At 57.1% G+C, this 21256-nt stretch carries 23 protein-coding genes and 1 other RNA gene; 8 read left to right on the top strand and 16 right to left on the bottom strand.

All coding sequences use genetic code 11. The features are described 5' to 3' along the window. Positions 1–185: 185 nt before the first annotated feature. The 4 genes from mnmL (at position 186) to mtgA (ending at position 5171) form a co-directional block, all read left to right on the top strand. Positions 186–1115, top strand: a complete 930-nt coding sequence (mnmL, locus tag AC2AXP_RS11710; RefSeq protein ID WP_484381694.1) for a tRNA modification radical SAM protein MnmL/YtqA — start codon at positions 186–188, stop codon at positions 1113–1115. Between the two features lie 97 nt (positions 1116–1212). After that, positions 1213–3552 (top strand): aerobic respiration two-component sensor histidine kinase ArcB, encoded by a 2340-nt coding sequence (gene arcB, locus AC2AXP_RS11705; RefSeq protein ID WP_004958181.1) that lies wholly within the window; start codon positions 1213–1215, stop codon positions 3550–3552. A gap of 237 nt (positions 3553–3789) precedes the next feature. Further along, the gene (elbB, locus tag AC2AXP_RS11700) at positions 3790–4443 is read left to right on the top strand and encodes an isoprenoid biosynthesis glyoxalase ElbB (RefSeq protein WP_039991674.1); all 654 of its coding nucleotides are present in this window, start codon (positions 3790–3792) and stop codon (positions 4441–4443) included. Then, positions 4440–5171: a monofunctional biosynthetic peptidoglycan transglycosylase gene (mtgA, locus tag AC2AXP_RS11695; protein ID WP_484381693.1), complete on the top strand. Its 732-nt coding sequence runs from the start codon at positions 4440–4442 to the stop codon at positions 5169–5171. The genes elbB and mtgA overlap by 4 nt, the downstream gene beginning before the upstream one ends. A 43-nt stretch (positions 5172–5214) precedes the next feature. On the opposite strand, the gene dolP is transcribed toward mtgA, so the two are convergent. From dolP to AC2AXP_RS11675, 4 genes are read right to left on the bottom strand one after another with little or no spacing between them, the layout of a single operon-like run. After that, positions 5215–5790 carry a division/outer membrane stress-associated lipid-binding lipoprotein gene (gene dolP / locus AC2AXP_RS11690; RefSeq protein ID WP_004958187.1) on the bottom strand — a complete coding sequence of 192 codons (576 nt, stop codon included), beginning with the start codon at positions 5788–5790 and terminating at the stop codon, positions 5215–5217. Between the two features lie 31 nt (positions 5791–5821). After that, positions 5822–6412 carry a DnaA initiator-associating protein DiaA gene (gene diaA / locus AC2AXP_RS11685; protein ID WP_004958189.1) on the bottom strand — a complete coding sequence of 197 codons (591 nt, stop codon included), beginning with the start codon at positions 6410–6412 and terminating at the stop codon, positions 5822–5824. A 45-nt stretch (positions 6413–6457) separates the two neighbouring features. After that, a complete protein-coding gene (locus AC2AXP_RS11680; protein WP_182646433.1) occupies positions 6458–6811 on the bottom strand; it encodes a YraN family protein in 354 nt (117 codons plus the stop codon). Further along, the gene (locus AC2AXP_RS11675; protein WP_273869274.1) at positions 6808–8835 is read right to left on the bottom strand and encodes a penicillin-binding protein activator; all 2028 of its coding nucleotides are present in this window, start codon (positions 8833–8835) and stop codon (positions 6808–6810) included. Before AC2AXP_RS11675 ends, AC2AXP_RS11680 begins: the two co-directional genes overlap by 4 nt. A 62-nt stretch (positions 8836–8897) precedes the next feature. On the opposite strand from AC2AXP_RS11675, the gene rsmI reads away from it, so the two are divergent. Then, a complete protein-coding gene (gene rsmI / locus AC2AXP_RS11670; protein ID WP_004958195.1) occupies positions 8898–9761 on the top strand; it encodes a 16S rRNA (cytidine(1402)-2'-O)-methyltransferase in 864 nt (287 codons plus the stop codon). A gap of 41 nt (positions 9762–9802) precedes the next feature. Beyond that, positions 9803–10180: RNase P RNA component class A (gene rnpB / locus AC2AXP_RS11665), an RNA gene on the top strand. A 72-nt stretch (positions 10181–10252) separates the two neighbouring features. Here rnpB and AC2AXP_RS11660 read toward each other — a convergent pair. After that, entirely contained in the window at positions 10253–10954 is a 702-nt protein-coding gene (locus AC2AXP_RS11660) for a pirin family protein (RefSeq protein ID WP_039991677.1), read from the bottom strand. Positions 10955–11170: 216 nt separating this feature from the next. Here AC2AXP_RS11660 and AC2AXP_RS11655 point away from each other — a divergent pair, with 216 nt between their 5' ends. Beyond that, positions 11171–12067 (top strand): LysR family transcriptional regulator, encoded by an 897-nt coding sequence (locus AC2AXP_RS11655; RefSeq protein WP_004958198.1) that lies wholly within the window; start codon positions 11171–11173, stop codon positions 12065–12067. A gap of 32 nt (positions 12068–12099) precedes the next feature. Here the strand turns inward: AC2AXP_RS11655 and AC2AXP_RS11650 are convergent, their stop codons facing one another. The 11 genes from AC2AXP_RS11650 to AC2AXP_RS11600 all read right to left on the bottom strand — a co-directional run bounded on the left by AC2AXP_RS11650 (position 12100) and on the right by AC2AXP_RS11600 (position 19559). Beyond that, complete coding sequence (locus tag AC2AXP_RS11650; protein WP_484381692.1) at positions 12100–13086, bottom strand: glutathione S-transferase family protein; 987 nt, start codon at positions 13084–13086, stop codon at positions 12100–12102. A gap of 63 nt (positions 13087–13149) precedes the next feature. Then, positions 13150–13545: a DoxX family protein gene (locus AC2AXP_RS11645; RefSeq protein ID WP_039991678.1), complete on the bottom strand. Its 396-nt coding sequence runs from the start codon at positions 13543–13545 to the stop codon at positions 13150–13152. 291 nt (positions 13546–13836) lie between these two features. Then, a complete protein-coding gene (locus AC2AXP_RS11640) occupies positions 13837–14124 on the bottom strand; it encodes a YqjK-like family protein (protein ID WP_004958204.1) in 288 nt (95 codons plus the stop codon). Further along, a complete protein-coding gene (locus AC2AXP_RS11635; RefSeq protein WP_004958205.1) occupies positions 14121–14522 on the bottom strand; it encodes a phage holin family protein in 402 nt (133 codons plus the stop codon). The genes AC2AXP_RS11640 and AC2AXP_RS11635 overlap by 4 nt, the downstream gene beginning before the upstream one ends. Before the next feature lie 2 nt (positions 14523–14524). After that, entirely contained in the window at positions 14525–14830 is a 306-nt protein-coding gene (locus AC2AXP_RS11630) for an ElaB/YgaM/YqjD family protein (RefSeq protein ID WP_004958207.1), read from the bottom strand. A 161-nt stretch (positions 14831–14991) separates the two neighbouring features. Beyond that, the gene (locus tag AC2AXP_RS11625) at positions 14992–15363 is read right to left on the bottom strand and encodes a DUF1090 domain-containing protein (RefSeq protein ID WP_198774117.1); all 372 of its coding nucleotides are present in this window, start codon (positions 15361–15363) and stop codon (positions 14992–14994) included. Between the two features lie 198 nt (positions 15364–15561). Further along, the gene (gene mzrA, locus AC2AXP_RS11620) at positions 15562–15936 is read right to left on the bottom strand and encodes an EnvZ/OmpR regulon moderator MzrA (RefSeq protein WP_004958210.1); all 375 of its coding nucleotides are present in this window, start codon (positions 15934–15936) and stop codon (positions 15562–15564) included. Next, positions 15933–16604 carry a DedA family protein gene (locus tag AC2AXP_RS11615; protein ID WP_004958212.1) on the bottom strand — a complete coding sequence of 224 codons (672 nt, stop codon included), beginning with the start codon at positions 16602–16604 and terminating at the stop codon, positions 15933–15935. Before AC2AXP_RS11615 ends, mzrA begins: the two co-directional genes overlap by 4 nt. A gap of 127 nt (positions 16605–16731) precedes the next feature. Next, the gene (locus tag AC2AXP_RS11610) at positions 16732–17157 is read right to left on the bottom strand and encodes a hypothetical protein (RefSeq protein ID WP_227745707.1); all 426 of its coding nucleotides are present in this window, start codon (positions 17155–17157) and stop codon (positions 16732–16734) included. 206 nt (positions 17158–17363) lie between these two features. Continuing rightward, positions 17364–18140, bottom strand: coding sequence for a transcriptional regulator ExuR (gene exuR / locus AC2AXP_RS11605; protein WP_004958216.1), 777 nt, complete (start codon positions 18138–18140; stop codon positions 17364–17366). Positions 18141–18260: 120 nt separating this feature from the next. Further along, positions 18261–19559, bottom strand: a complete 1299-nt coding sequence (locus AC2AXP_RS11600; RefSeq protein ID WP_004958218.1) for an MFS transporter — start codon at positions 19557–19559, stop codon at positions 18261–18263. Positions 19560–19842: 283 nt separating this feature from the next. Between AC2AXP_RS11600 and uxaC the strand changes: the two genes are divergently transcribed. Beyond that, the gene (uxaC, locus tag AC2AXP_RS11595) at positions 19843–21255 is read left to right on the top strand and encodes a glucuronate isomerase (RefSeq protein WP_004958221.1); all 1413 of its coding nucleotides are present in this window, start codon (positions 19843–19845) and stop codon (positions 21253–21255) included. Position 21256: the final 1 nt, after the last annotated feature.

Genomic DNA, 21256 nt, shown 5'->3' with positions numbered 1-21256 from the left:
ATACTGGGCAAAACCACTGCTATGAAATTAGAATAATTCATCGCAGGTGTGGTGATTTTATTTGCATTTATAATGAATAGTTATGCCTGGTGAGGCCTTTGAAGAAAAGCGTTGATCTCTGTCATCGCAGGAAAAGCCGTTTCTAATTAGCATCGCGGCTTTGAACACAGAGAAACACCAAGATTATGCAGTTGCCACAATTAGTCAATATGTTTGGTGCCGATCTTCAACGCCGTCATGGCGAAAAGGTCCATAAACTCACGCTGCACGGTGGTTTCAACTGCCCAAACCGCGACGGCACCGTAGGGCGCGGCGGCTGCACCTTTTGCAATGTGGCGTCGTTCGCCGATGAGCAAATGCGCCGGCAAACCATCGCCGAACAGCTGGCGGCGCAGGCTGGCAAGGTCAATCGCGCCAAACGCTATCTGGCCTATTTTCAGGCCTATACCAGTACCTATGCCGAGGTGGCGCTGCTGGAAAGCCTGTATCGGCAGGCGCTTGAGCAGGCGAACATGGTGGGCATCTGCGTCGGTACCCGACCGGACTGCGTACCGGAGGCAGCGCTCGATCTGTTGGCCGGCTACCGTGCCCAGGGGTATGAAGTATGGCTCGAACTGGGGTTGCAGACCGCACACGATAAAACGCTGAAACGCATCAATCGCGGGCATGATTTCTGCTGTTACCAACAGACCGCGCGGCGAGCGCGCGAACGTGGCCTGAAGGTCTGCTGCCATCTGATTGTCGGCCTGCCGGGCGAAACGCCGGCCGATCATCTGGCGACGCTTGTGGCGGTAGTAGCCGCAGGCGTAGACGGCATCAAACTGCATCCGCTGCAGGTGGTGGCCGGCAGTATCCTGGCGCGCGCCTGGCAGGCCGGGCGTCAGCCGGTACTGACGCTGGAGGACTATGCCGCCAGCGCCGGTGAAATGATCCGCCATACGCCGCGCGACGTGGTGTTTCATCGTCTGTCTGCCTATGCGCGCCGGCCGACGTTGTTGGCACCATTATGGTGCGAAAACCGCTGGAGCGGCATGCAGGCGGTCGGTAGCTATCTGTTACATCACGGCGGACAAGGTGCCGCGCTGGCGGCGGCGTTGCGCTACGCCCCTGTCTGAGCTGATTTGCCGGCTTTTTCACACTTCCATTGTGCTAATCGCAGCGATGCGGCTATTTGCGGTATGATTTACCCCCTATGTCTGTCGGGAGCGGTTTATGAAGCAAATCCGGGTATTGGCCCAGTACTACGTTGATCTGATGGTGAAGCTGGGGCTGGTGCGCTTCTCGCTGTTGCTGGCGTCGGCGTTGGTGGTGCTGGCGATGATCGTCCAGATGGCGGTGACCATGCTGCTGCGTGGCGAAGTTGAAAGCATCGACGTCGTGCGCTCAATCTTCTTCGGGCTGTTGATCACCCCCTGGGCGGTCTATTTTCTGTCGGTGGTGGTGGAGCAACTGGAGGAGTCACGCCAGCGACTGGCGCGGCTGGTGGACAAGCTGGAAGAAATGCGTCACCGCGATTTGCAATTGAATCAGCAACTGAAGGACAACATTACCCAGCTCAATCAGGAAATTGCCGATCGCATCAAGGCAGAAGAAGCGCGTTTGCAGGTGATGGACAAGCTGAAAGAAGAGATGGAACAGCGCGAGCTGGCGCAGATTGAGCTGGGGCAACAGTCGGCGCTGCTGCGCTCCTTCCTCGACGCTTCGCCGGATCTGGTTTACTACCGTAATGAAGACAAAGAGTTTTCCGGCTGCAACCGTGCCATGGAACTGCTGACCGGCAAAAGCGAGAAACAGCTGATCGGCCTGACGCCATACGATGTGTATGAGCAGGATATCGCCGACAAAGTGATCGAAACCGACGAAAAGGTGTTCCGCCATAACGTCTCGCTGACCTATGAACAGTGGCTGGTGTACCCGGATGGTCGCAAAGCCTGTTTCGAGCTGCGTAAAGTGCCGTTTTACGATCGGGTGGGCAAACGCCACGGGCTGATGGGTTTCGGACGCGATATAACCGAGCGTAAGCGCTATCAGGACGCGTTGGAGAACGCCAGCAGGGACAAGACTACCTTTATCTCAACGATCAGCCACGAGCTTCGTACGCCGCTTAATGGCATTGTCGGCCTGAGTCGCATACTGCTCGATACCGAGCTCGACGATGAACAGCTCAAATACCTGAAAACCATTCACGTCAGCGCCATCACCCTCGGCAATATCTTTAACGATATTATCGAGATGGACAAGCTGGAGCGCCGCAAGGTACAGCTCGATAATCAACCGGTTGATTTTACTGGTTTCCTTGCCGATCTGGAAAACCTGTCCGGTCTGCTGGCTCAGCCGAAGGGCCTGCAGTTCGTGCTGGATCCTCAGCAACCGCTGCCGCAGCAGGTGATTACCGACGGCACGCGCCTGCGCCAAATCCTGTGGAACCTGATCGGTAACGCGGTGAAGTTCACTCAACAGGGGCAAATCGTGGTGCGTGTGCGCCGGGATGGGCAGGAAAAGCTGGTATTTGAGGTTGAAGACTCCGGCATGGGCATTCCACAGGATGAGCAGGACAAAATCTTCGCCATGTACTATCAGGTCAAAGATCAGCGCGGTGGGCGTCCGGCAACCGGCACCGGTATCGGCCTGGCGGTTTCCAAGCGACTGGCACAGAGCATGGGCGGCGATATCACGGTTAACAGCCGTCCGGGGCACGGTTCTTGCTTTACCCTGACGATTAAGGCACCAGCGGTGCAACAGGAAGTCGCCGCCGCGCACACCGAGGAGCCGCTGCCGTTGCCGGCGCTGCACATCCTGCTGGTTGAGGACATCGAATTGAACGTGATTGTGGCGCGCTCGGTGCTGGAAAAACTGGGCAACAGCGTCGAGGTGGCGATGAACGGCGCGCAGGCGCTGGCGATGTTCGATCCCGACGAGTTCGATCTGGTGTTGCTGGATATCCAGTTGCCGGACATGACCGGGCTGGATATCGCGCGTGAGTTGCATCAGCGCTATGCCGGCCAGGCGCTGCCGCCGCTGATTGCGCTGACGGCCAACGTGCTGAAAGACAAGAAAGAGTACCTGGATGCGGGTATGGACGATGTGCTGAGCAAACCGCTCTCGGTGCCGGCTCTGACCACGATGATCACCCGTTACTGGGGCCATCAACCTTCTCATGCGACAAAAAAACTGGAGCACAAAGCGATGCAGATTAATGAATCGTTACTGGATACCGCCATGCTGGAACAGTACATGGATCTGGTTGGGCCACAGCTGATTCACCAAAGCCTGGAGATGTTCGAACAAATGATGCCAGGTTATCTGGCGGTACTGGATTCCAACATGACCGCTCGCGATCAGAAAGGCATCGCCGAGGAAGGGCACAAGATCAAGGGCGCCGCCGGGTCGGTTGGTTTGCGTCACCTGCAGCAATTGGCGCAGCAAATCCAGACGCCAACGTTACCGGCATGGTGGGACAACGTACAGGACTGGGTCGACGAACTGAAACAGGAATGGCCTAACGACGTGGCGGTACTGCGTGCGTGGGTTGAGAACGCTGAAAAAAAATGACCCCGACCTAGGCCGGGGTGCGCGAATATTGCGCCAACACCAGGGAAATCGTGACCTGCGTATTGGTTTTCAGTGTTCTGGTCGAGCAGGTTGTAATGAATTCCTAAACATCATACAGCCAACAACATAGCAAATGTAAGCTTTCATGTTAGAAGATTCATTAAAATGTGTGATGTAGATTAGTGTTTGTCAACTCAGAACGCAAACCCGTTGACAGTATTGATGAGGAGAAGGGCGATGAAACAGGTCGGGGTGGTACTGAGCGGTTGTGGGGTTTACGACGGTACGGAAATCCACGAAGCGGTGCTGACGCTGCTGGCATTGGACCGTGCGGGAGTGCAGGCGGTGTGCTTTGCACCGGATAAGCCACAACTGCATGTAATTAATCATTTATCTGGCGATGAAGTCAGCGAGCAGCGCAACGTGTTGGTTGAGTCCGCCCGTATCGCGCGCGGAAAGATACAGCCGCTTTCCGCGGCGGACGCCGCGCAGCTGGATGCGTTGATCGTGCCAGGTGGGTTCGGCGCAGCCAAGAACCTCAGCAGCTTTGCGGCACAAGGGCAGGAGTGCGACGTTGACATGGATTTGGCAAATCTTACACGTCAAATGCATAAGGCAAATAAACCAATTGGTTTTATGTGTATTTCACCGGCGCTGTTGCCAAAAATACTGGATCACCAGGTGCGTCTGACCATTGGTAACGATCCCGATCTGGGCGAGGTTATTGATGCCATGGGCGGTGAGCCGGTGATTTGTCCGGTTGATGACATTGTGGTCGACATTGAAAACAAAGTGGTGACCACCCCGGCATACATGTTGGCGCAATCGATCGCCGAAGCGGCAAGCGGTATTGATAAGCTGGTTTCACGAGTGCTGGAACTGAGCGAATGAGGAAATCGGGGCGTAAATCGCTTTTTCTCCTGCCGTGGCTTTGGTTCAAGCGTGGCGTCCTCGCGGTTATCGGCCTGTGGCTGGCGGGGATAGTGCTATTTGCCTTTCTGCCGGTGCCGTTTTCCGCGGTGATGTTCGAACGGCAGATCGGTGCCTGGTTGCAGGGGGATTTCGGTTATGTCGCGCATTCCGATTGGGTATCGATGGATGAAATCTCGCCCACGATGGCGCTGGCGGTGATGGCGGCGGAGGATCAGAAGTTTCCCGAACATTGGGGCTTCGATGTGGCCGCCATCGAAAAAGCGCTCGATCACAACGAGCGACGTCCGACGCGCATTCGCGGCGCCTCGACGCTGTCGCAGCAGACGGCCAAAAACCTGTTCCTGTGGGACGGCCGCAGCTGGTTGCGCAAGGGGCTGGAGGCCGGCCTGACCGGTGGTATCGAACTGGTCTGGACCAAGCGGCGCATTCTGACGGTATATCTCAACATTGTTGAACTGGGGGATGGCGTTTTTGGCGTGGAAGAGGCGTCGCAGCGTTATTTCAACAAGCCGGCCAAGCGTCTCAGCGCGTCGGAAGCCGCGTTACTGGCGGCGGTGTTGCCAAACCCGCATCGCTTTAAAGCCGATGCGCCTTCCGGTTACGTGATACAGCGTCAGCAGTGGATTTTGCGTCAGATGCGCCAACTGGGCGGCGAAGGATTTTTAAAAGCCAACGGCTTGGACTGAGCAGGGTATTGGGGCGAAGCAACGGCGCTTCGCCCCGGTCAGATTACTTCAGATAGGTGAACGCGGTAGTGACGTGTTTCACGCCGCTGACCTGGCTGGCGATTTGTGCCGCCGACTTGCCTTCCTGTTCGGTGACCAGACCGAGCAGGAATACTTCGCCATTTTCAGTGGTCACTTTCACGTTCGACGATTTCACCGTATCGCTGGTGAGGATCTGTGAACGCACCTTGGTGGTGATCCAGGTATCCATCGACGCGGTGCTGAGGCTGACCGGCGTACCCTGACGGATTTCGCTGTACACTTCTACTGCCCCTTCAACGCCGAGGGCGATCTGTTTGGCGCGGCTGGCCAGATCGGTGGTGGGTGCCTGCCCGGTCAACAGCACTTTACCCTGATAGGCGGTAGCCACGACGCGCGCGTCTTTTTTCAGTTGTTGATCTTTACTCAAGGCGTTTTCAACCCGGGCTTCCAAAGTGCCGTCGTCGACCTGAGTGCCAATAGTCCGTGGATCGGTAGCGGTCTTGGTGGCGACAGCCGCGCTGCCGACCACCACTGCCGGCACGCAACCCTGTAGCAACAGCGCGCCGAGCAATACGGCATAGATGGATCGAAGTTTCATTCTAACTCCTAGCGCCTATCTCATTAGGCTATTAATCGTCCTGGTGGGGAAACAGCGTATTATCAATCAGGTCGCACAGGCAATTTACTGTCAGCATATGCATTTCCTGAATACGTGAACTGCGGTGTGATGGGATACGGATTTCTACATCCTGCTGACCGAGCAAACCGGCCAGTTCCCCGCCGTCGTAACCCGTAAGCGCCACGATGGTCATATCACGCGTTACCGCGGCTTCGACCGCTTTCACAATATCACGGCTATTGCCGCGGGTGGAGATGGCCAGCAGTACATCGCCAGCATGGCCAAGCGCACGCACCTGCTTGGCGTACACTTCATCATGCAGTCGGTCGTTGCTGATGGCCGTCAGTACGACATTATCAGCATTGAGCGCAATCGCCGGCAGGCTTGGGCGCTCGGTTTCAAAGCGGTTTATCATGCTGGCGGCGAAGTGCTGTGCATTGGCCGCCGAGGTGCCATTGCCGCAGCACAGAATTTTATTGCCGTTCAACAGCGATTGGACCAGCGTCATGGCTGCGCGGGATATGGCATCCGGCAAGGCTTCCGCTGCCGCAATCTGAGTTTGGATACTTTCGGTAAAACAAGCTTTGATTCTATCCAGCACGTTGTATTAATCCACTAAGTCAAAGGGCGGCTTACACCGCCAACGTTAATCCGCATTGAAGGCGTTGGCTATCCATTCTACCTGGCTACCGGTAAAGGCCAAAACGTCAAAACGGCACGGCGAAGTATCGAAACTGGCGCCGCGTGCGGCCAGCCAGACGGCGGCGGCGTGCAGCAAACGCTGCTGTTTGCGGTAAGTGACGCTGGCAGCGGCACCGCCAAAGTCGGCGTTACGCCGGTAGCGCACTTCAACGAACACCCAGGTTTGCCCATCGCGCATGATCAGATCAAGCTCGCCGCCGCGCACCGTCACATTGGCGGCGACAAAAACCAGCCCGGCGCGTTCCAGATGGCGGCGGGCCTGTAACTCATAGCCCGCCCCGCTGGCGCGCCGACTCAGGAGGCCGGAACGACCTGTCCCTGACGGTATTGCAGCCAAGGCAGTTTCCTGTTGATCACACAGTTGGCAGACGAGGTCAGCATGCCGGTGGTACCGGACACCTGGAAGCCGGGCAGTTGACGCATTTCAGAGAAATGATTGGCCAATTGCCAGGCGTCCATCCCCATGGCATACAACCGCACCAGGGAATAGTCGTTATGGAATCTGGCGCTGGCCTGTTGCATCAACTGCGGGTTGGCCCCGGCCAACAGCGGAATATCGCTGAACTGCAGGCCTTCCATTTCCAGACGGAAATCCGGGCCGGCGCCGGCTTGATAGCTGCGTGAGCTGGCGTACATCGCCGGTTTGCTGCGCGAGCTGGTGGTCATGTCGATCATCGGTTTGATCAGCGTCAGCTGCGACTGGGTAGCGACAATATAAACCGCATCAACGCTGCCGCCGGTGGCGGCCGGAATGTCGCTCGGCGGTGCGGGAATGGTCAGTCCGGCGATGGTGACCGACTGGGCCGCCGGCGCGCTGGCGGCTACCGGTGTGCCGGTCATGCGAATGCCGCCGGAATTGACCATCTGACGCAGCTCACCGGTGGAGCCGAGCCCCTGTTGCAGCACGGTTTGACCGCCCAGTTTCTGCCATTCGGCGGCAAAGGCCTTGGCGACGCGATCGCCGAAGGCACCGCGTGGCACCAGCAGCAGTGGCTGGCGTTTTTGCTGTTGCCAGATGTGATTGGCGGCATCGCGCGCTTCATCTTCCGGTGACAGGGCAAAATAACAGATGTTTGGATTGTCTTTTGGCGTTTCCGGCTGATTGAGCGCCAGCACGTTCAACGTGGTTGATGTAGCGGACAGCTGGTCGACGTTGTTTTTCAACAGCGGGCCGACTACCAGCGTGGCGCCGTCCTGCTGCGCCTGGGCCAGCAGTGCGCTCAGCGGCTGGCTAGAGGTGTCATACACCTTCACCTGGGCATTGGCGGCCTGTGGCGGCGTGATAGGCGCTGGCGCTGCTTCGGCAGGCTGTGCCGGTGTCACTGGCGCTGGCTGCTCGGTCGGTGCCGAGGTGCTTACTGCACCATTGGCGTTAGGATCGCTCGACACCGCCTGCGGTGCCGTGACCGGCTGCTCCGGGTTATTGACCGGTGGCTGTGGTTGCACCGGCGCATTGACTGCCGTGCCGTTCTTCGCCGCGTCGAAGCCTTGCGCAATAGCGTCGGCGAACACTTTCGCCTGGCCGTTCAACGGCAGCAGCAGGGCGATTTTGGCGGTCGAAGCCTGGGTGAAGTTGAGCACCTGATTCAGCTGGGTTGGCAGGCTTTTGGCTGCCGGGTTCTGTGGGTAGCGGTTCTGCCAGTCTTTGATGCCGGCTTTCAGCATGTCCGGATCCTGGCGGTTTTCATGATAGACACGCAGCAGATCCAGCCAGCCTTGCAGAACATTTTCATCGGCGTTGATCACCAGGCTGTTCATGTCCTGCGGCGTCAGCCCCAGCAACGCTTGCCAGGTTTTGTCCAGGTTGTCCTGATGCGCCTTGTCGTTGAGCAGCGGCTCTTGCGCGATGTAGGCGCGGATCAGCGGCAGCGAAGGTTTACCCTGATTGGCGGCGATCTGCGCCTGATAGAAGCGCACCCGCTGATTCGGTGACAGCGAAGCGTTGTCGATGCGGCTCAGGGTGCTGCGTGCGGCGCTGACATTCTTGCCGGCGATTTGCAGTTCGGCGGTCAACAGCTGGCGTTCAAGCTGCTGAACGCTGCTGAGGTTTTGCGGCAGCGTGCCCAGCTGCTGATTGGCCTGTGGCAGTTTTCCTTCACGCAACAATGCGCGAATAGCAAGTAATTGCCAGTCAGCCTTGTTATCATCGCTGCTCTGCTGCCACTGTTGCAGATAGTAATCGGAGCTGGCGCTCGCCTCGTCCTGGATATTGGCGGGCGGAGTTTGCGGGGCCTGGCTCGGACAGCCTGCGAGAAGTAAGGCTGCCACTACAACAGGCATAAAACGCCCTGCTTTGGTACGAACGAATGTTGAGGAAAGCATACTGTATCCAGTGATGTTTTTTTCAAGATGCTCAATATTAAATCGGCAACCCGGATGAAACAATGAATCAACACCAACAATCAGTCATTTCTGCATCAACGCTGTACGTGGTGCCCACTCCCATCGGCAATTTGGGCGATATTACCCACCGTGCGTTAGAGGTACTGAAGAGCGTTGATCTGATCGCGGCGGAAGACACGCGTCATACCGGGTTATTGTTGCAGCACTTCGCCATCAATGCGCGACTGTTTGCCCTGCACGACCATAATGAACAGCAAAAGGCGGATCAACTGCTGGCGAAACTGCGGGAAGGCCAGAGTATTGCGCTGGTTTCCGATGCTGGAACGCCGCTGATTAACGATCCTGGTTATCACCTGGTGCGCCGTTGCCGCGAAGCGGGCGTGCGCGTGGTGCCATTGCCGGGCGCCTGCGCGGCGACCACGGCGCTGTGCGCGGCCGGCGTCGCTTCAGACCGCTTCTGCTACGAAGGGTTCCTGCCGGCGAAAACCAAAGGACGCAAGGATACCCTGCTGGCGCTGGCAGAGGAACCGCGTACGCTGATTTTCTATGAGTCCACTCACCGCCTGCTGGAAAGTTTACAGGACATGGTGACGGTGTGGGGGCCGGAACGCTACGTGGTACTGGCGCGCGAACTGACCAAGACCTGGGAGTCGATTCATGGCGCGCCGGTTGGCGAACTGCTGGCCTGGGTACAGGAAGACGAGGTGCGTCGCCGTGGGGAGATGGTGCTGATCGTCGAAGGCCACAAGCCGCAGGAGGACGCCCTGCCGCCGGAAGCGCTGCGTACGCTGGCGCTGTTGCAACAAGAGCTGCCGCTCAAGAAGGCGGCGGCGCTGACGGCGGAAATCCACGGCGTGAAGAAAAATGCCCTGTATAAGCACGCTTTAGAGCAACAACAGCCGTAAAGCGGTTGACCTGTCGCCAGCGCAACGCTACTATCCGCGCCGGAGTTGACCAGACAGTCGCCGCTTCATTGCCGTCCTCTTTGAGGAGACAGATGGAGGGGAGGAAAGTCCGGGCTCCATAGGGCAGGGTGCCAGGTAACGCCTGGGAGGCGCAAGCCTACGACTAGTGCAACAGAGAGCAAACCGCCGATGGCCCGCGCAAGCGGGATCAGGTAAGGGTGAAAGGGTGCGGTAAGAGCGCACCGCGCGGCTGGCAACAGTCCGTGGCACGGTAAACTCCACCCGGAGCAAGGCCAAATAGGGGTTCGCATGGTACGGCCCGTACTGAACCCGGGTAGGCTGCTTGAGCCAGTGAGCGATTGCTGGCCTAGAGGAATGACTGTCCACGACAGAACCCGGCTTACCGGTCAACTCCCTCTATCAATAAGCCCCGCGTAGCGTCTGCTGCGCGGGGTTTTTCTTTTTGTGCCACCGAGCCTCCGCGTGCCCCCTTATATCGGCAAATCAATCAGCAACGCACGCAGTGGGGTCGTGGCACGCAGCGTCAGGCGATGCTCATCGTGTACGAATGCGCCATCGCCGCAGGTCAGCTGCTGCGTCGCATTCTGCCCGCCGACGGCGGTCAGCGAGCCGTGGATCGACTGTAAATAGGCGCGCGGCCCGTGCAACGCCAGCGTTTGTTCCTCGCCCGGTTGCAGATCCAGGTGGTGGATCCACACTTGCTGGCGCAACTGCAGGCTGTCGTGCTCACCATCCGGCGAGGCCAGCAGGGTATGCGCCTGCGCTGACAACGTCAGGCGCTGCTCGCGTTTGTTACTGCGTTCCGGGCAGGCGTCCAGCCACAGCTGGATACGCGTCAGCGGGGTGGTGGTGCTGATATTCTGCTCGCTGTAGCTGAGCCCCTGCTGGGTCGCCAGCAGCAAAGCGTCACCGGCGGCCGCGCGCAGGGTATTGCCGTCGCTGTCACGGTATTCCGCTTCGCCTTGCAGGATCAGATTCAGAATATCGACGTTGGGATAGGTGCGCGGTTGAAACGACGCACCCGGTGCCAGCACTTCCTGATTCAGTACCCGCAGCGAGGCATAGCCCATCAGTTTCGGGTCAAAATAATGGCCGAAGGAAAAGGTATAGCGAGCCTGCAGCCAACCAAAGTCAGCTTGCCCGCACTGTTCTGCTGTTCTGCATGTAATCATGGCAATCGGCTCTCTAAAAAGGTTCCGAATACTCCACGCGCCGGGCTGCCAAGCGGTTTGGCCGGCGTACGGGCTGTCCCGTAACCGGCGTGAACCATGGTGACTGCCAGAGAAACCGCGGAAAGTATGTTTGATATAAATGGTAAGCATCTGGACGACGGATTGTTAGCCAGTTAATCTGGTCGGCATATTCAAATTTCCTGACAGAGAGAAGCGATGGCCAGAGATCGGGCGTTAACGCTTGAGGCGTTACGGGTAATGGATGCGATTGATCGGCGTGGCAGTTTCGCGGCGGCGGCCGATGAATTGGGGCGAGTGCCGTCGGCGCTCAGCTATACCATGCAAAAACTGGAAGAAGAGTTGGACGTGGTGCTGTTTGACCGCTCTGGACACCGCACCAAATTCACCAACGTTGGGCGCATGCTATTGGAGCGCGGTCGGGTGTTGCTGGAGGCGGCAGACAAACTGACCACCGATGCCGAAGCGTTGGCGCGTGGCTGGGAAACCCATCTGACCATCGTCAGCGAGGCGCTGTCGCCGCCGAGCCTGTTGTTCCCACTGGTTGACAAGCTGGCGTTGAAAGCCAATACCCAGGTGTCGATTTTTACCGAGGTGCTGGCCGGTGCCTGGGAGCGACTGGAGCAAGGGCGTGCGGATATCGTTATTGCACCAGACATGCATTTTCGCGCTTCGTCGGAGATCAACACCCGCAAGCTGTACAAGGTCATGAGCGTGTACGTCGCCGCGCCGGATCATCCGATTCACCTGGAGCCGGAGCCGCTGTCGGAAACCACGCGGGTCAAATATCGCGGCATCGCGGTGGCGGATACCGCGCGTGAGCGGCCGGTATTGACGGTACAGTTGCTCGACAAGCAGCAGCGTCTGACCGTCAGTACCATTGAAGATAAACGGCTGGCGCTGCTGGCGGGGCTGGGGGTTGCCACCATGCCATACCCGATGGTGGAACAGGATATCGCTGCCGGGCGGCTGCGGGTTGTGGGGCCGGAATACAGCCGCGAGGCAGATATTATCATGGCCTGGCGGCGTGACAGCATGGGAGAGGCCAAGGCCTGGTTCCTGCGTGAAATCCCGCGCCTGTTTATCCAGCGCTAAACAAAACCCCGCCTCAATCAGCGGGGTTTTTATTAACCGAACCGCTGGTCGCGCCCGTGCGGCTCGTCCAGATCCTGTACCGGCCCGATGGAAATAATACCGTGCGGGTTGATGGTGGCGTGGCTGCGATAATAGTGATTGCGGATATGCGCCAGATCGACGGTGTCGGCGATGCCCGGCAGTTGATAAATATCGCGCAGGAAACCGTACAGGTTCAGGTAATCGCTGATGCGGCGCTTATCGCATTTGAAGTGGGTAACGTACACCGGATCGAAACGCACCAGGGTAGTCCACAGCCGCAGATCGGCTTCGGTCAGACGGTCGCCGGTCAGGTAACGATGCTGGCCAAGGATCTGCTCCAGACGCTCCAATGAGGCGAACACCCCGTTCACTGCTTCGTCATACGCCTCCTGGCTGGTGGCAAATCCGGCCTTATAGACGCCGTTATTGACGGAGTCATAAATCCAACCATTCAACTGGTCAATTTTTTCCCGCAGTTCTGGTGGGTAATAATCACCCGCCCGGGCACCGATGCCATCGAACGCGATATTGAACATGCGAATAATATCGGCAGATTCATTACTGACAATGGTTTGTTGGCGCTTGTCCCACAGCACTGGAACGGTAACGCGGCCGGTATAGTGCGGATCGGCGCGCAGATACAATTGATACAGGAAGTCGGCGTGGTAAAGAGCGTCACCGGTCGCCGCAGGGAAGTCAGTACCGAACGTCCAGCCGTTTTCCAGCATCAGCGGATGCACGACTGACACCGGGATAAGCTGCTCCAGTCCTTTTAATTTGCGCATCAACAGGGTGCGGTGCGCCCAGGGGCAGGCGAGGGAAACGTACAGATGATAACGATCTTTTTCGGCGTTGAACCCGCCGCTACCGTGTTCGCCCGGTTGACCGTCGGCGGTTACCCAGTTACGGAACTGAGAGGTTGAACGCTTGAAACGGCCGCCGGTGGATTTTGTGTCGTACCAGATGTCTTGCCAAACGCCATCAACGAGTTGTCCCATGGGAGTCTCCTTGCTATAGAGGTGGCAGAGCCAGATTGCGCTGACTCTGCCAGGGTCGCTAGATTACCATTTCTTGTTCAGCAGGCGGTCAATGCTGAAAGCACCTGGTCCGGCCACGGCCAATACGATGTAGCCGCCGGCGATGGTCAGGTTTTTCATGAACATCAGCTGATTGACGCCTTCAGCGAAGTTGGTGTGGAACAGCAACGCAGTCAGGATGGTGAAGCCGGCGGTGAACAGCGCAGTGGTGCGAGTCAGGAAGCCGAACAGGATAGCCAGGCCGCCACCGAACTCCAGCAGAATGGTCAGCGGCAGCAGAAAGCCTGGTACGCCCATCGCCTGCATATATTGTTGAGTCCCTGCATAAGCATCACCCATTTTGCCGTAGCCTGCCACGATGAACAGGATTGGCATCAGGATACGCGCTACCAGCAAACCAGCATCTTCTAATTTTTTCATCATTCACTCCAAACGTGATTTCGTGCGCCACTGACGGCGTAGTTTTTTCATTGCCGGCATAAGCGGTTGCCATGCCGTGTCTTTTCGATGGAGTGGATGTTAAACGTGAATGCAGTCGGTTGTTAGCAAGTAATACTGTCGTAATTATTCAAAAATACTGAAATCATAGCCTGCTAATAAAAATAGCGGAATCAGCTGCTTGCAAGCACCGCGCGCAATAAAAAGCAAAAAGCCGACAAGCGGCCTGTTGTAACAACAAGATCATGGAACAACGGCAGAAAGGGTGATGGGCTATTTGGCGGTGAAGGTTTTGCGGATCAGTTTAATGGTACCCCATGCGCCCAGCGCCCGGCGTGACCAGCGGATCAGTTTGCTCGGGTGGCGAATGCCGTATACCGCCATGATGCTGGAGCCGATGACCAGATATTTGCGCATGCCGAACAGCGTTTGATAGCCGCGATCGATACGCTCGGTTTTTTCCAGCCATTGTTGCCGATTGTCAGCCAGATCCAGACGCTGTTGCTGGATCTGGCGGATCAGACGGGCTTTTTTCCATTCCAGATACTGGCGGCGGCTCATTTGTCGCCCTCCAGTGCGGCACGGTCCTGTTCCAGCTGTTTGCGGGTTTCGCTCATCAGCGTGGTGCGTTTCGCCTTGACCAGTGTCCAGATGATGCCGACGATGGCCAGGAACAACAGAACGGCGGTGGTAATCCCTAACGCCATAACGCGATAGGCCGGATCGATCGCCCAGAATAGCAGGATCAGCAGACTCATCAGGCCAAATGCGGTAAACAGCAGGCTGATGCCGGCCATCATCAATAACTGGATGAGGTTGGCTTTTTCCTCTTCCAGTTCGACGACCGCCAGCCGTAGCCGCGTTTCCACCATGCCGACAAGAATGGTGATGATACGCTGGCCGATATCCAGGACCCCTTTGGCGGGGCCCTGCGCACGGTTTTGCGATTGCTCAGTCATAATCAGCGACGCGCAAGCAGAACGCCCAGCACTACGCCCACGGCTGCGCCAATACCGATGCCGGTCCACGGATTGTCGCGTACGTAGTCGTCGGCTTGACCGGCGATTTGCTTGGTTTGGGTAGCGATTTTGTCGCCGGCATCGCTCAGACGAGCGCGTGTATCCTTCAGCGCGCCTTCTGCTTTGGAGCGTAATTTCTCCAGCTCAGCTTTCGATTTATCACTGGAGGAGTTCAGCACTTCTTCCAGCGTATCGGCTAACGACTTCAGTTCAGCGCGTAAATTTTCTGCATTTGAATCTTGTGCCATTTCGTTAACTCCTTAACGTTACTGAGAGACTTCAACATAGCGGATTTTTTGCTCGGAGCAAAGGGCTGTCCCGTAGCCGATATCACTCATTGAGCCAGCGTTATCACATTAAAATCCCGTGCAATGCGGCTCTCATCGATATTTCCGCTATTGGAAAATAATTATTCTGCCTGCGCTTGCTTAAGCTCTGCTTCAGCTTCTGTCAGTTTTTGCTGTTTCTTGGCGATCTTGTCCAACTTACCGGTTTGCTGCGCTTCCACCAGTTCTTGTTTACGCTCGGCGACCTTGCTTTGCTTTTCTGCAATTTTTTCCTGACGCTCGGCCTGCAAACCGGCTTCGGTGCAGTTGTCCTGCACTTCGCTCAGCGCTTTTTTCAGCCCGGTGACGCGGTGCTCGTTGCCATGCTGAGTGGCATAATCGATCTGCTGCTGAATGTCCTGCGCCTTCGCGGCACAACCACCGGTAGCGGCAGAAGACAGCGCGGAGAAAGCGAGCAGTGGGAGTGCCAGTAAGCTTGCGTGGCGTAATTTCATGGGTTCTATTCCTTATTAGGGATGCATTGGCATGCATCCAGGTTCCTGCTGCCGATGTGGCAGTGCGAATGGCGTATCGCTGACCACTGCTGTTATTCAGCATAGTCATAAATCATCTGGACACCAAAATTTAAGGCGTAAACGACCGACGATTGGCGATTTAATGAACGGATGGTAAATCCCTTCAGCAAGAAGGGATTATCCCAGATTCAGCGGGGCGCGTGCAAATTTGCGTACCCACTGGGTGGGCGCAGGCGTTTCACTCAGAGCGATGATATAGCCTGGCGGCAGAATGGTTTCCAGCGCTTCCCGCGCCAGCAATTGCTGTTCCGGCGAATCCAGCCGGATCACCAGCCCATCACCATCCGGGGTGATGCTTTTGATACGAATGCCGCGCTCGTCCAGACGCTGATAAACATAAAAACCGTCCGGCAATGACAGGCCGTGCTGGTTGGTGCGAATACGCAGTTCGCTTTCGGTGCGCATCATGGCAGGCACCAGCAGGACGGTGAGCGCCAGCAGGGCCAGCGCTATTATCAGGGGGTATTGCCAGCGCGGACGTTTCGCTCTCACGCGTTTTTCCCCTGATCGGCGCGCTTCTTGCGCCAGAGGACGATCAGCGAGCCCACCAGCCCGACCACCAGCAACACCAGCGGCAGCAGCATCAGGCAGAACATCAGTTGATCTTCATATTTGCGGAACACCGGCGTCTTGCCGAGCGCAAAACCCAGCGACGTCAGGATCAGCACCCACAGCAGGCCGCTCATCCAGTTAAAGAACTGGAAACGCGCATTGCTCAGGCCCGACAGACCGGCAATGGTGGGCAGCAGGGTGCGTACAAAGGCCAGAAAACGGCCGACCAGCAGCGCGGACAGCCCGTGGCGGTGGAACAGCTGGTGTGCGCGTTGGTGATAATGGGCCGGCAGATGCGCCAGCCAGCCTTGCACCGTTCGGGTATTACCCAGCCATTTGCCCTGTATGTAACTGACCCAGCACCCCAGGCTGGCGGCAACGGTCAGAATGAATATGGTCAACGGGAAGTTCATCGTACCTTTGGCCACCAGCACGCCGACCAGGATCAGCAGGCTATCGCCGGGCAGAAACGCGGCCGGTAACAGGCCATTTTCCAAAAAAAGAATCATGAACAGCAGCACGTACAGCGTCCATACCAGCGACGGATTCGCCAGCGTTTCGAAGTCCTGCTGCCACAAGGCATCCAACAGTTGTTTAATGATGTCCATCCAGTGTTCCTAAAACGTCTTTGTTTGGCTTTCTCTCAGCGGCGGATCTGGAAGGGCTGAAAGCGCGCGGGCGATCCGGTACTGCTGATTCGGCGTGACTTTTTGCTTGTGGTGGTTGCGACACCGATCATGAGTGGTAAGTCAGCGAGCCTCGATAAAGCATGTTGCTCTCTTTCCAACCGCCAATTCGGCTCTGCTGGCGCGACGAATGCAGCGTCCAGTTGACCTGATGCAGACGGTTTGGCGCGATGGCTGGCTGGCGCGACGGTTTGCGCTCGCCGAGCTGCTCAGCTAAAGCATAGGCTGGCGTCAGCGCGGCGAAAGAAAACAGCGAACAGGAATAAGAGTGAACCCGCGGCAACAGCAGCGGCAGTTTCCCTGGAGCCTTGCGCTGCAAATTGGCCAGTGGACGCAGCGCCGACTGCTGAGCGGTCGGTGCGAGAACTTGCTGGTCAATCACGCTGCTAAAGGCAGAAGGCGTGAAGGTGAGTTGCGCTGCGTAGAGCTTTTGGCCGGAAACCGAACCGGTCCAGCAAAAAAGAGCAATAAGCATGGCAAGCAACCAGCGCATGAATTCGCGTTCCGCCCCCGAGGCCAAAGGGTAAAAAAGTGGTCTGATTCTAGCAAAACAGCAAGATCGGCAACAGGGAAATATACGCCGTTGCCGGTGAATTATTACACGGCAAACGGCGGTTTCAGCAGCGATTCAGCGGACTTTACAATACCTGACATAACCCAAGCTTTTTTGACCGCGATGGGTTATTTATTGCCGTTGGCCGCATTGTCCAGATGCACCACCGGATTTTCGGCAAACAGATAGCGATCGACGTTGTATTCAAAGTCATCGGTGGTGGCGTTGAACAGCATCTGCTTGGTGTTTTCCAGATGTTGCCACATTGCCAGTTTGGCGGCATTGGGGTCTTTGCGCATCAGGGCTTTGAGGATCTGATCGTGATCGTCGCACCAGCTGTCGATCGAGCGTGCGTCAATGTGCTCGTGCAGCTTGATCCAGTAGGGGTTGTGCGCCCGCTGGCTCCACATTTTCTCTACGATGGTGGCCATGGCGGTATTTTGCGTCGCCAGCGCGATTTGCACGTGGAACTTCAGATCCCACTGCGAATCGCGAAAGCGATCTTCCTTGCGCGCGTGTTCCTGGATCTCCATCAACTGGACGATGTCCTGTTTGGTGACCTGGGTGGCGGCGAACTCGGCAATGTTGCTTTCGATCAACTGTCGCGCCTGCAGCAGTTCGAACGGCCCGACGGTGGCGAACTCGATGCTGTCGCCCGGCACCACCAGGTGCTTTTGCTGATTGGAAATAACGTGGATGCCGGAGCCTTTGCGCACTTCCACATAGCCTTCCACCTCCAGCATGATGATCGCCTCGCGCACAACGGTGCGGCTGACGTTCATCTCTTCGGCGATATAACGTTCGGCCGGCAGCTTGTCGCCGACCGGGTAAACACCGCCCTCAATGCGTCGTTTAAGCTCGGCGGCCAATTGCTGATATAAGCGTCTGCTTTCGGTGAATTCCATAATGATTGCTCTGCGGTAGGAAAGGCGAGTTGCCCATAGACTTGTTATACCACTTAACGGTCAGCGTCGCCAGTGGCGCAGAGGCAGGAAGCCCGGCGGTTAGACCGGGCTCCCGCAGGCTTAATTGCCGGCAGCAACGGGCTGCAACGGCTGTTCTGCCGGCGGAGTCGCCGGGCGGTTTTGCAATACCGTCCAGATGACGATGGCGCCGAGAATATCGAACACCGACAGCGCGGCGAACAGCGGACTGAAGCCCAGCGTATCGGCCAGCGCACCGACCACCAGCGCAAACAGCGTGCTGGCGGTCCAGGCCGCCATGCCGGTAAGCCCGTTGGCGGTGGCCACTTCATTACGGCCAAACACGTCGGAAGACAGGGTGATCAACGCCCCGGACAGCGCCTGGTGTGCAAAGCCGCCGACGCACAACAAGGCAATTGCCACATACGGGCTGGCGAACAGGCCAATCATGCCGGGGCCAATCATCAACACCGCCCCCAGGGTGACCACCAGCTTGCGTGACACGATCAGGTTCACCTTGAAATATTTCTGGAACAGCGGCGGCAGATAGCCGCCAACGATGCAGCCCAGATCGGCAAACAGCATCGGCATCCAGGCGAACATGGCGATTTCCTTCAGGTTGAAACCGTAGGCCTTGAACATAAACAGCGGGATCCAGGCATTAAAGGTGCCCCAGGCCGGTTCAGCCAGAAAACGCGGCAGCGCAATGCCCCAGAACTGACGGTTGCGCACGATCTGCCAGGCGGACAACTTTTTGCCGTTGCTGGTTTGGTGCTGTGCCTCTTGGCCATCCAGAATGTAGCTGCGCTCTTGGTCGCTGAGCTTTTTCTGGTCTTTCGGGTGTTTATAGAAGATCAGCCAGCAGATGGCCCAGATCAGGCTCAGCACGCCGGTGATGATAAACGCCATCTGCCAACTGTGGGCGACGATGGCCCATACCACCAGCGGTGGGGCAATCATGCCACCGATGGAGGAACCGACGTTGAAGTAGCCGACGGCGATCGAGCGTTCTTTGGCCGGGAACCATTCGCTGCTGGCCTTCAGCCCGGCAGGGATCATCGCCGCCTCTGCCATGCCGACCGCACCGCGAGCCAGCGCCAGCCCGCCCCAGCTGTTGGCCAGCGCGGTGCCCATACAGAACAGCGCCCAAAGAATGGCGAACATGGCATAGCCGACCTTGGTGCCAAGCACGTCCAGCACGTAACCTGCCACCGGCTGCATCACGGTATAACAGGCGGAATAGGCCGCCACGATATAGGAATATTGCTGGGTGGTGATGTGCAGGCTGCTTTCCAGCGTCGGTGCCGCCACCGCGATCGCGTTGCGGGTCAGATAGCCCAAGACGGTGCCGATGGTTACCAGCCCGATCATGTACCAGCGTAACCCTTTGATTTTACGCATGCGTTGTCTCTCCAATCGGATAAGTCAGTAGTGCAAGTGGCGAGAAGATAACTTGTCATACAGATTTAAAAGTTGAGTGACATCACAAAAGTCATTATTCAATTCGGCAATAATGCGCATGCTGTGCTTAAGCTTGATAGGGGGTTTTTTGGCCTATGAACGCTATTTTGCAGGCAAGAAAGCGGTTTTTAGGTGAAAAAAATCTGGACTGACCGTCTAATTGGTGTGATAACTTTTCGGCATTGAGGCGACACAGAACGGTACGCAAGGTGAGGAACCTGATATGGCCACGTTTTTAAGCGAAGACTTTTTATTGCATAACGAGTTTGCCCGGCGTTTGTATCACGAGTATGCGGCGCATCAGCCGATTTTTGACTATCACTGCCACCTGCCGCCGGAGCAGATTGCACAAAACTATCGCTTCAAAAATATGTACGACATCTGGTTGAAAGGCGATCACTATAAATGGCGCGCGATGCGCACCAACGGCGTGGCAGAGCGGTTATGTACCGGCGATGCCGGCGATCGTGAAAAATTTGACGCCTGGGCCGCCACGGTACCGCATACCATTGGCAACCCGCTGTACCACTGGACGCATCTGGAACTGCGTCGCCCGTTCGGCATCATTGACACCTTGTTGTCGCCGAGCACCGCCGACGACATTTGGCAACGTGGCAACGCGCTGCTGGCGCAGGATGACTTCAGCGCGCGCGGTATCATGCAGCAGATGAATGTGAAGATGGTTGGCACCACCGACGATCCGATTGACGATCTGCGTCATCACCGGGCGATCGCCGCCGACGACGGTTTCAACATCAAAGTCCTGCCAAGCTGGCGGCCGGACAAAGCGTTTAACATCGATGCGCCAACCTTCACCGATTACCTGCAACAGCTGGAGGCCGCGGCGGATACCGCCATCAGCCGTTTTGATGATCTGCGTCAGGCATTGAAGAAACGTATGGATCATTTTGCCGCGCACGGCTGCAAGGTGGCGGATCATGCGTTGGACGTGGTGGTGTATGGCGAAGCAGACGATGCGACGCTGGATCGGATCCTGGCCGATCGTCGCAACGGTCAATTGCCGACGCCGCAACAAAGTGCCCAGTTCCGTAGCGCGGTACTGCTGTTCCTTGCGGCAGAATATCAACGCCGTGAATGGGTGCAGCAATATCACATCGGCGCATTGCGCAATAACAACAGCAACATGTTTGCACGCATCGGGCCGGACATCGGCTTCGATTCCATCGACGATCGGCCATTGGCGCAGCCGCTGTCACGCTTGCTGGATGCGCAGGCGAAGCAGGGCGGACTGCCGAAGACCATCCTGTATTGCCTTAATCCGCGTGATAACGAAGTGATCGGGACGATGGTCGGCAATTTCCAGGGCGAAGGCACGCCAGGCAAGATGCAATTTGGTTCCGGCTGGTGGTTCAACGATCAGAAAGACGGTATGCAGCGCCAGATGACGCAATTGGCGCAGTTGGGCCTGCTGAGCCGTTTTGTTGGCATGCTCACCGACAGCCGCAGCTTCTTGTCTTATACACGCCATGAATATTTCCGTCGCATCCTGTGCCAGATGATTGGCCGCTGGGTGGAAGATGGCGAAGCGCCGGCTGATATCACGCTGTTGGGCGAGATGGTGCAGAACATCTGCTTCGACAATGCCAAAAATTACTTTGCCATTGAACTGGCGTAGC

The sequence above is a fragment of the Serratia sp. Sp408 genome, assembly GCF_057180665.1.
This window is presented reverse-complemented; position numbering and strand designations above follow the sequence as displayed.

Excerpts from the sequence above, each read along its gene's own strand:
- uxaC (WP_004958221.1), top strand. The coding sequence starts at position 19,843 with ATGGCCACGTTTTTAAGCGAAGACTTTTTATTGCATAACGAGTTTGCC.
- AC2AXP_RS11645 (WP_039991678.1), bottom strand. The coding sequence starts at position 13,545 with ATGAAAAAATTAGAAGATGCTGGTTTGCTGGTAGCGCGTATCCTGATG.
- AC2AXP_RS11660 (WP_039991677.1), bottom strand. The coding sequence starts at position 10,954 with ATGATTACATGCAGAACAGCAGAACAGTGCGGGCAAGCTGACTTTGGT.
- AC2AXP_RS11610 (WP_227745707.1), bottom strand. The coding sequence starts at position 17,157 with ATGCTTATTGCTCTTTTTTGCTGGACCGGTTCGGTTTCCGGCCAAAAG.
- AC2AXP_RS11600 (WP_004958218.1), bottom strand. The coding sequence starts at position 19,559 with ATGCGTAAAATCAAAGGGTTACGCTGGTACATGATCGGGCTGGTAACC.
- AC2AXP_RS11630 (WP_004958207.1), bottom strand. The coding sequence starts at position 14,830 with ATGGCACAAGATTCAAATGCAGAAAATTTACGCGCTGAACTGAAGTCG.
- AC2AXP_RS11615 (WP_004958212.1), bottom strand. The coding sequence starts at position 16,604 with ATGGACATCATTAAACAACTGTTGGATGCCTTGTGGCAGCAGGACTTC.
- AC2AXP_RS11635 (WP_004958205.1), bottom strand. The coding sequence starts at position 14,522 with ATGACTGAGCAATCGCAAAACCGTGCGCAGGGCCCCGCCAAAGGGGTC.
- dolP (WP_004958187.1), bottom strand. The coding sequence starts at position 5,790 with ATGAAACTTCGATCCATCTATGCCGTATTGCTCGGCGCGCTGTTGCTA.
- arcB (WP_004958181.1), top strand. The coding sequence starts at position 1,213 with ATGAAGCAAATCCGGGTATTGGCCCAGTACTACGTTGATCTGATGGTG.
- mnmL (WP_484381694.1), top strand. The coding sequence starts at position 186 with ATGCAGTTGCCACAATTAGTCAATATGTTTGGTGCCGATCTTCAACGC.
- elbB (WP_039991674.1), top strand. The coding sequence starts at position 3,790 with ATGAAACAGGTCGGGGTGGTACTGAGCGGTTGTGGGGTTTACGACGGT.
- AC2AXP_RS11640 (WP_004958204.1), bottom strand. The coding sequence starts at position 14,124 with ATGAGCCGCCGCCAGTATCTGGAATGGAAAAAAGCCCGTCTGATCCGC.
- AC2AXP_RS11675 (WP_273869274.1), bottom strand. The coding sequence starts at position 8,835 with ATGCTTTCCTCAACATTCGTTCGTACCAAAGCAGGGCGTTTTATGCCT.
- exuR (WP_004958216.1), bottom strand. The coding sequence starts at position 18,140 with ATGGAATTCACCGAAAGCAGACGCTTATATCAGCAATTGGCCGCCGAG.
- mtgA (WP_484381693.1), top strand. The coding sequence starts at position 4,440 with ATGAGGAAATCGGGGCGTAAATCGCTTTTTCTCCTGCCGTGGCTTTGG.
- rsmI (WP_004958195.1), top strand. The coding sequence starts at position 8,898 with ATGAATCAACACCAACAATCAGTCATTTCTGCATCAACGCTGTACGTG.
- AC2AXP_RS11655 (WP_004958198.1), top strand. The coding sequence starts at position 11,171 with ATGGCCAGAGATCGGGCGTTAACGCTTGAGGCGTTACGGGTAATGGAT.
- AC2AXP_RS11625 (WP_198774117.1), bottom strand. The coding sequence starts at position 15,363 with ATGAAATTACGCCACGCAAGCTTACTGGCACTCCCACTGCTCGCTTTC.
- AC2AXP_RS11650 (WP_484381692.1), bottom strand. The coding sequence starts at position 13,086 with ATGGGACAACTCGTTGATGGCGTTTGGCAAGACATCTGGTACGACACA.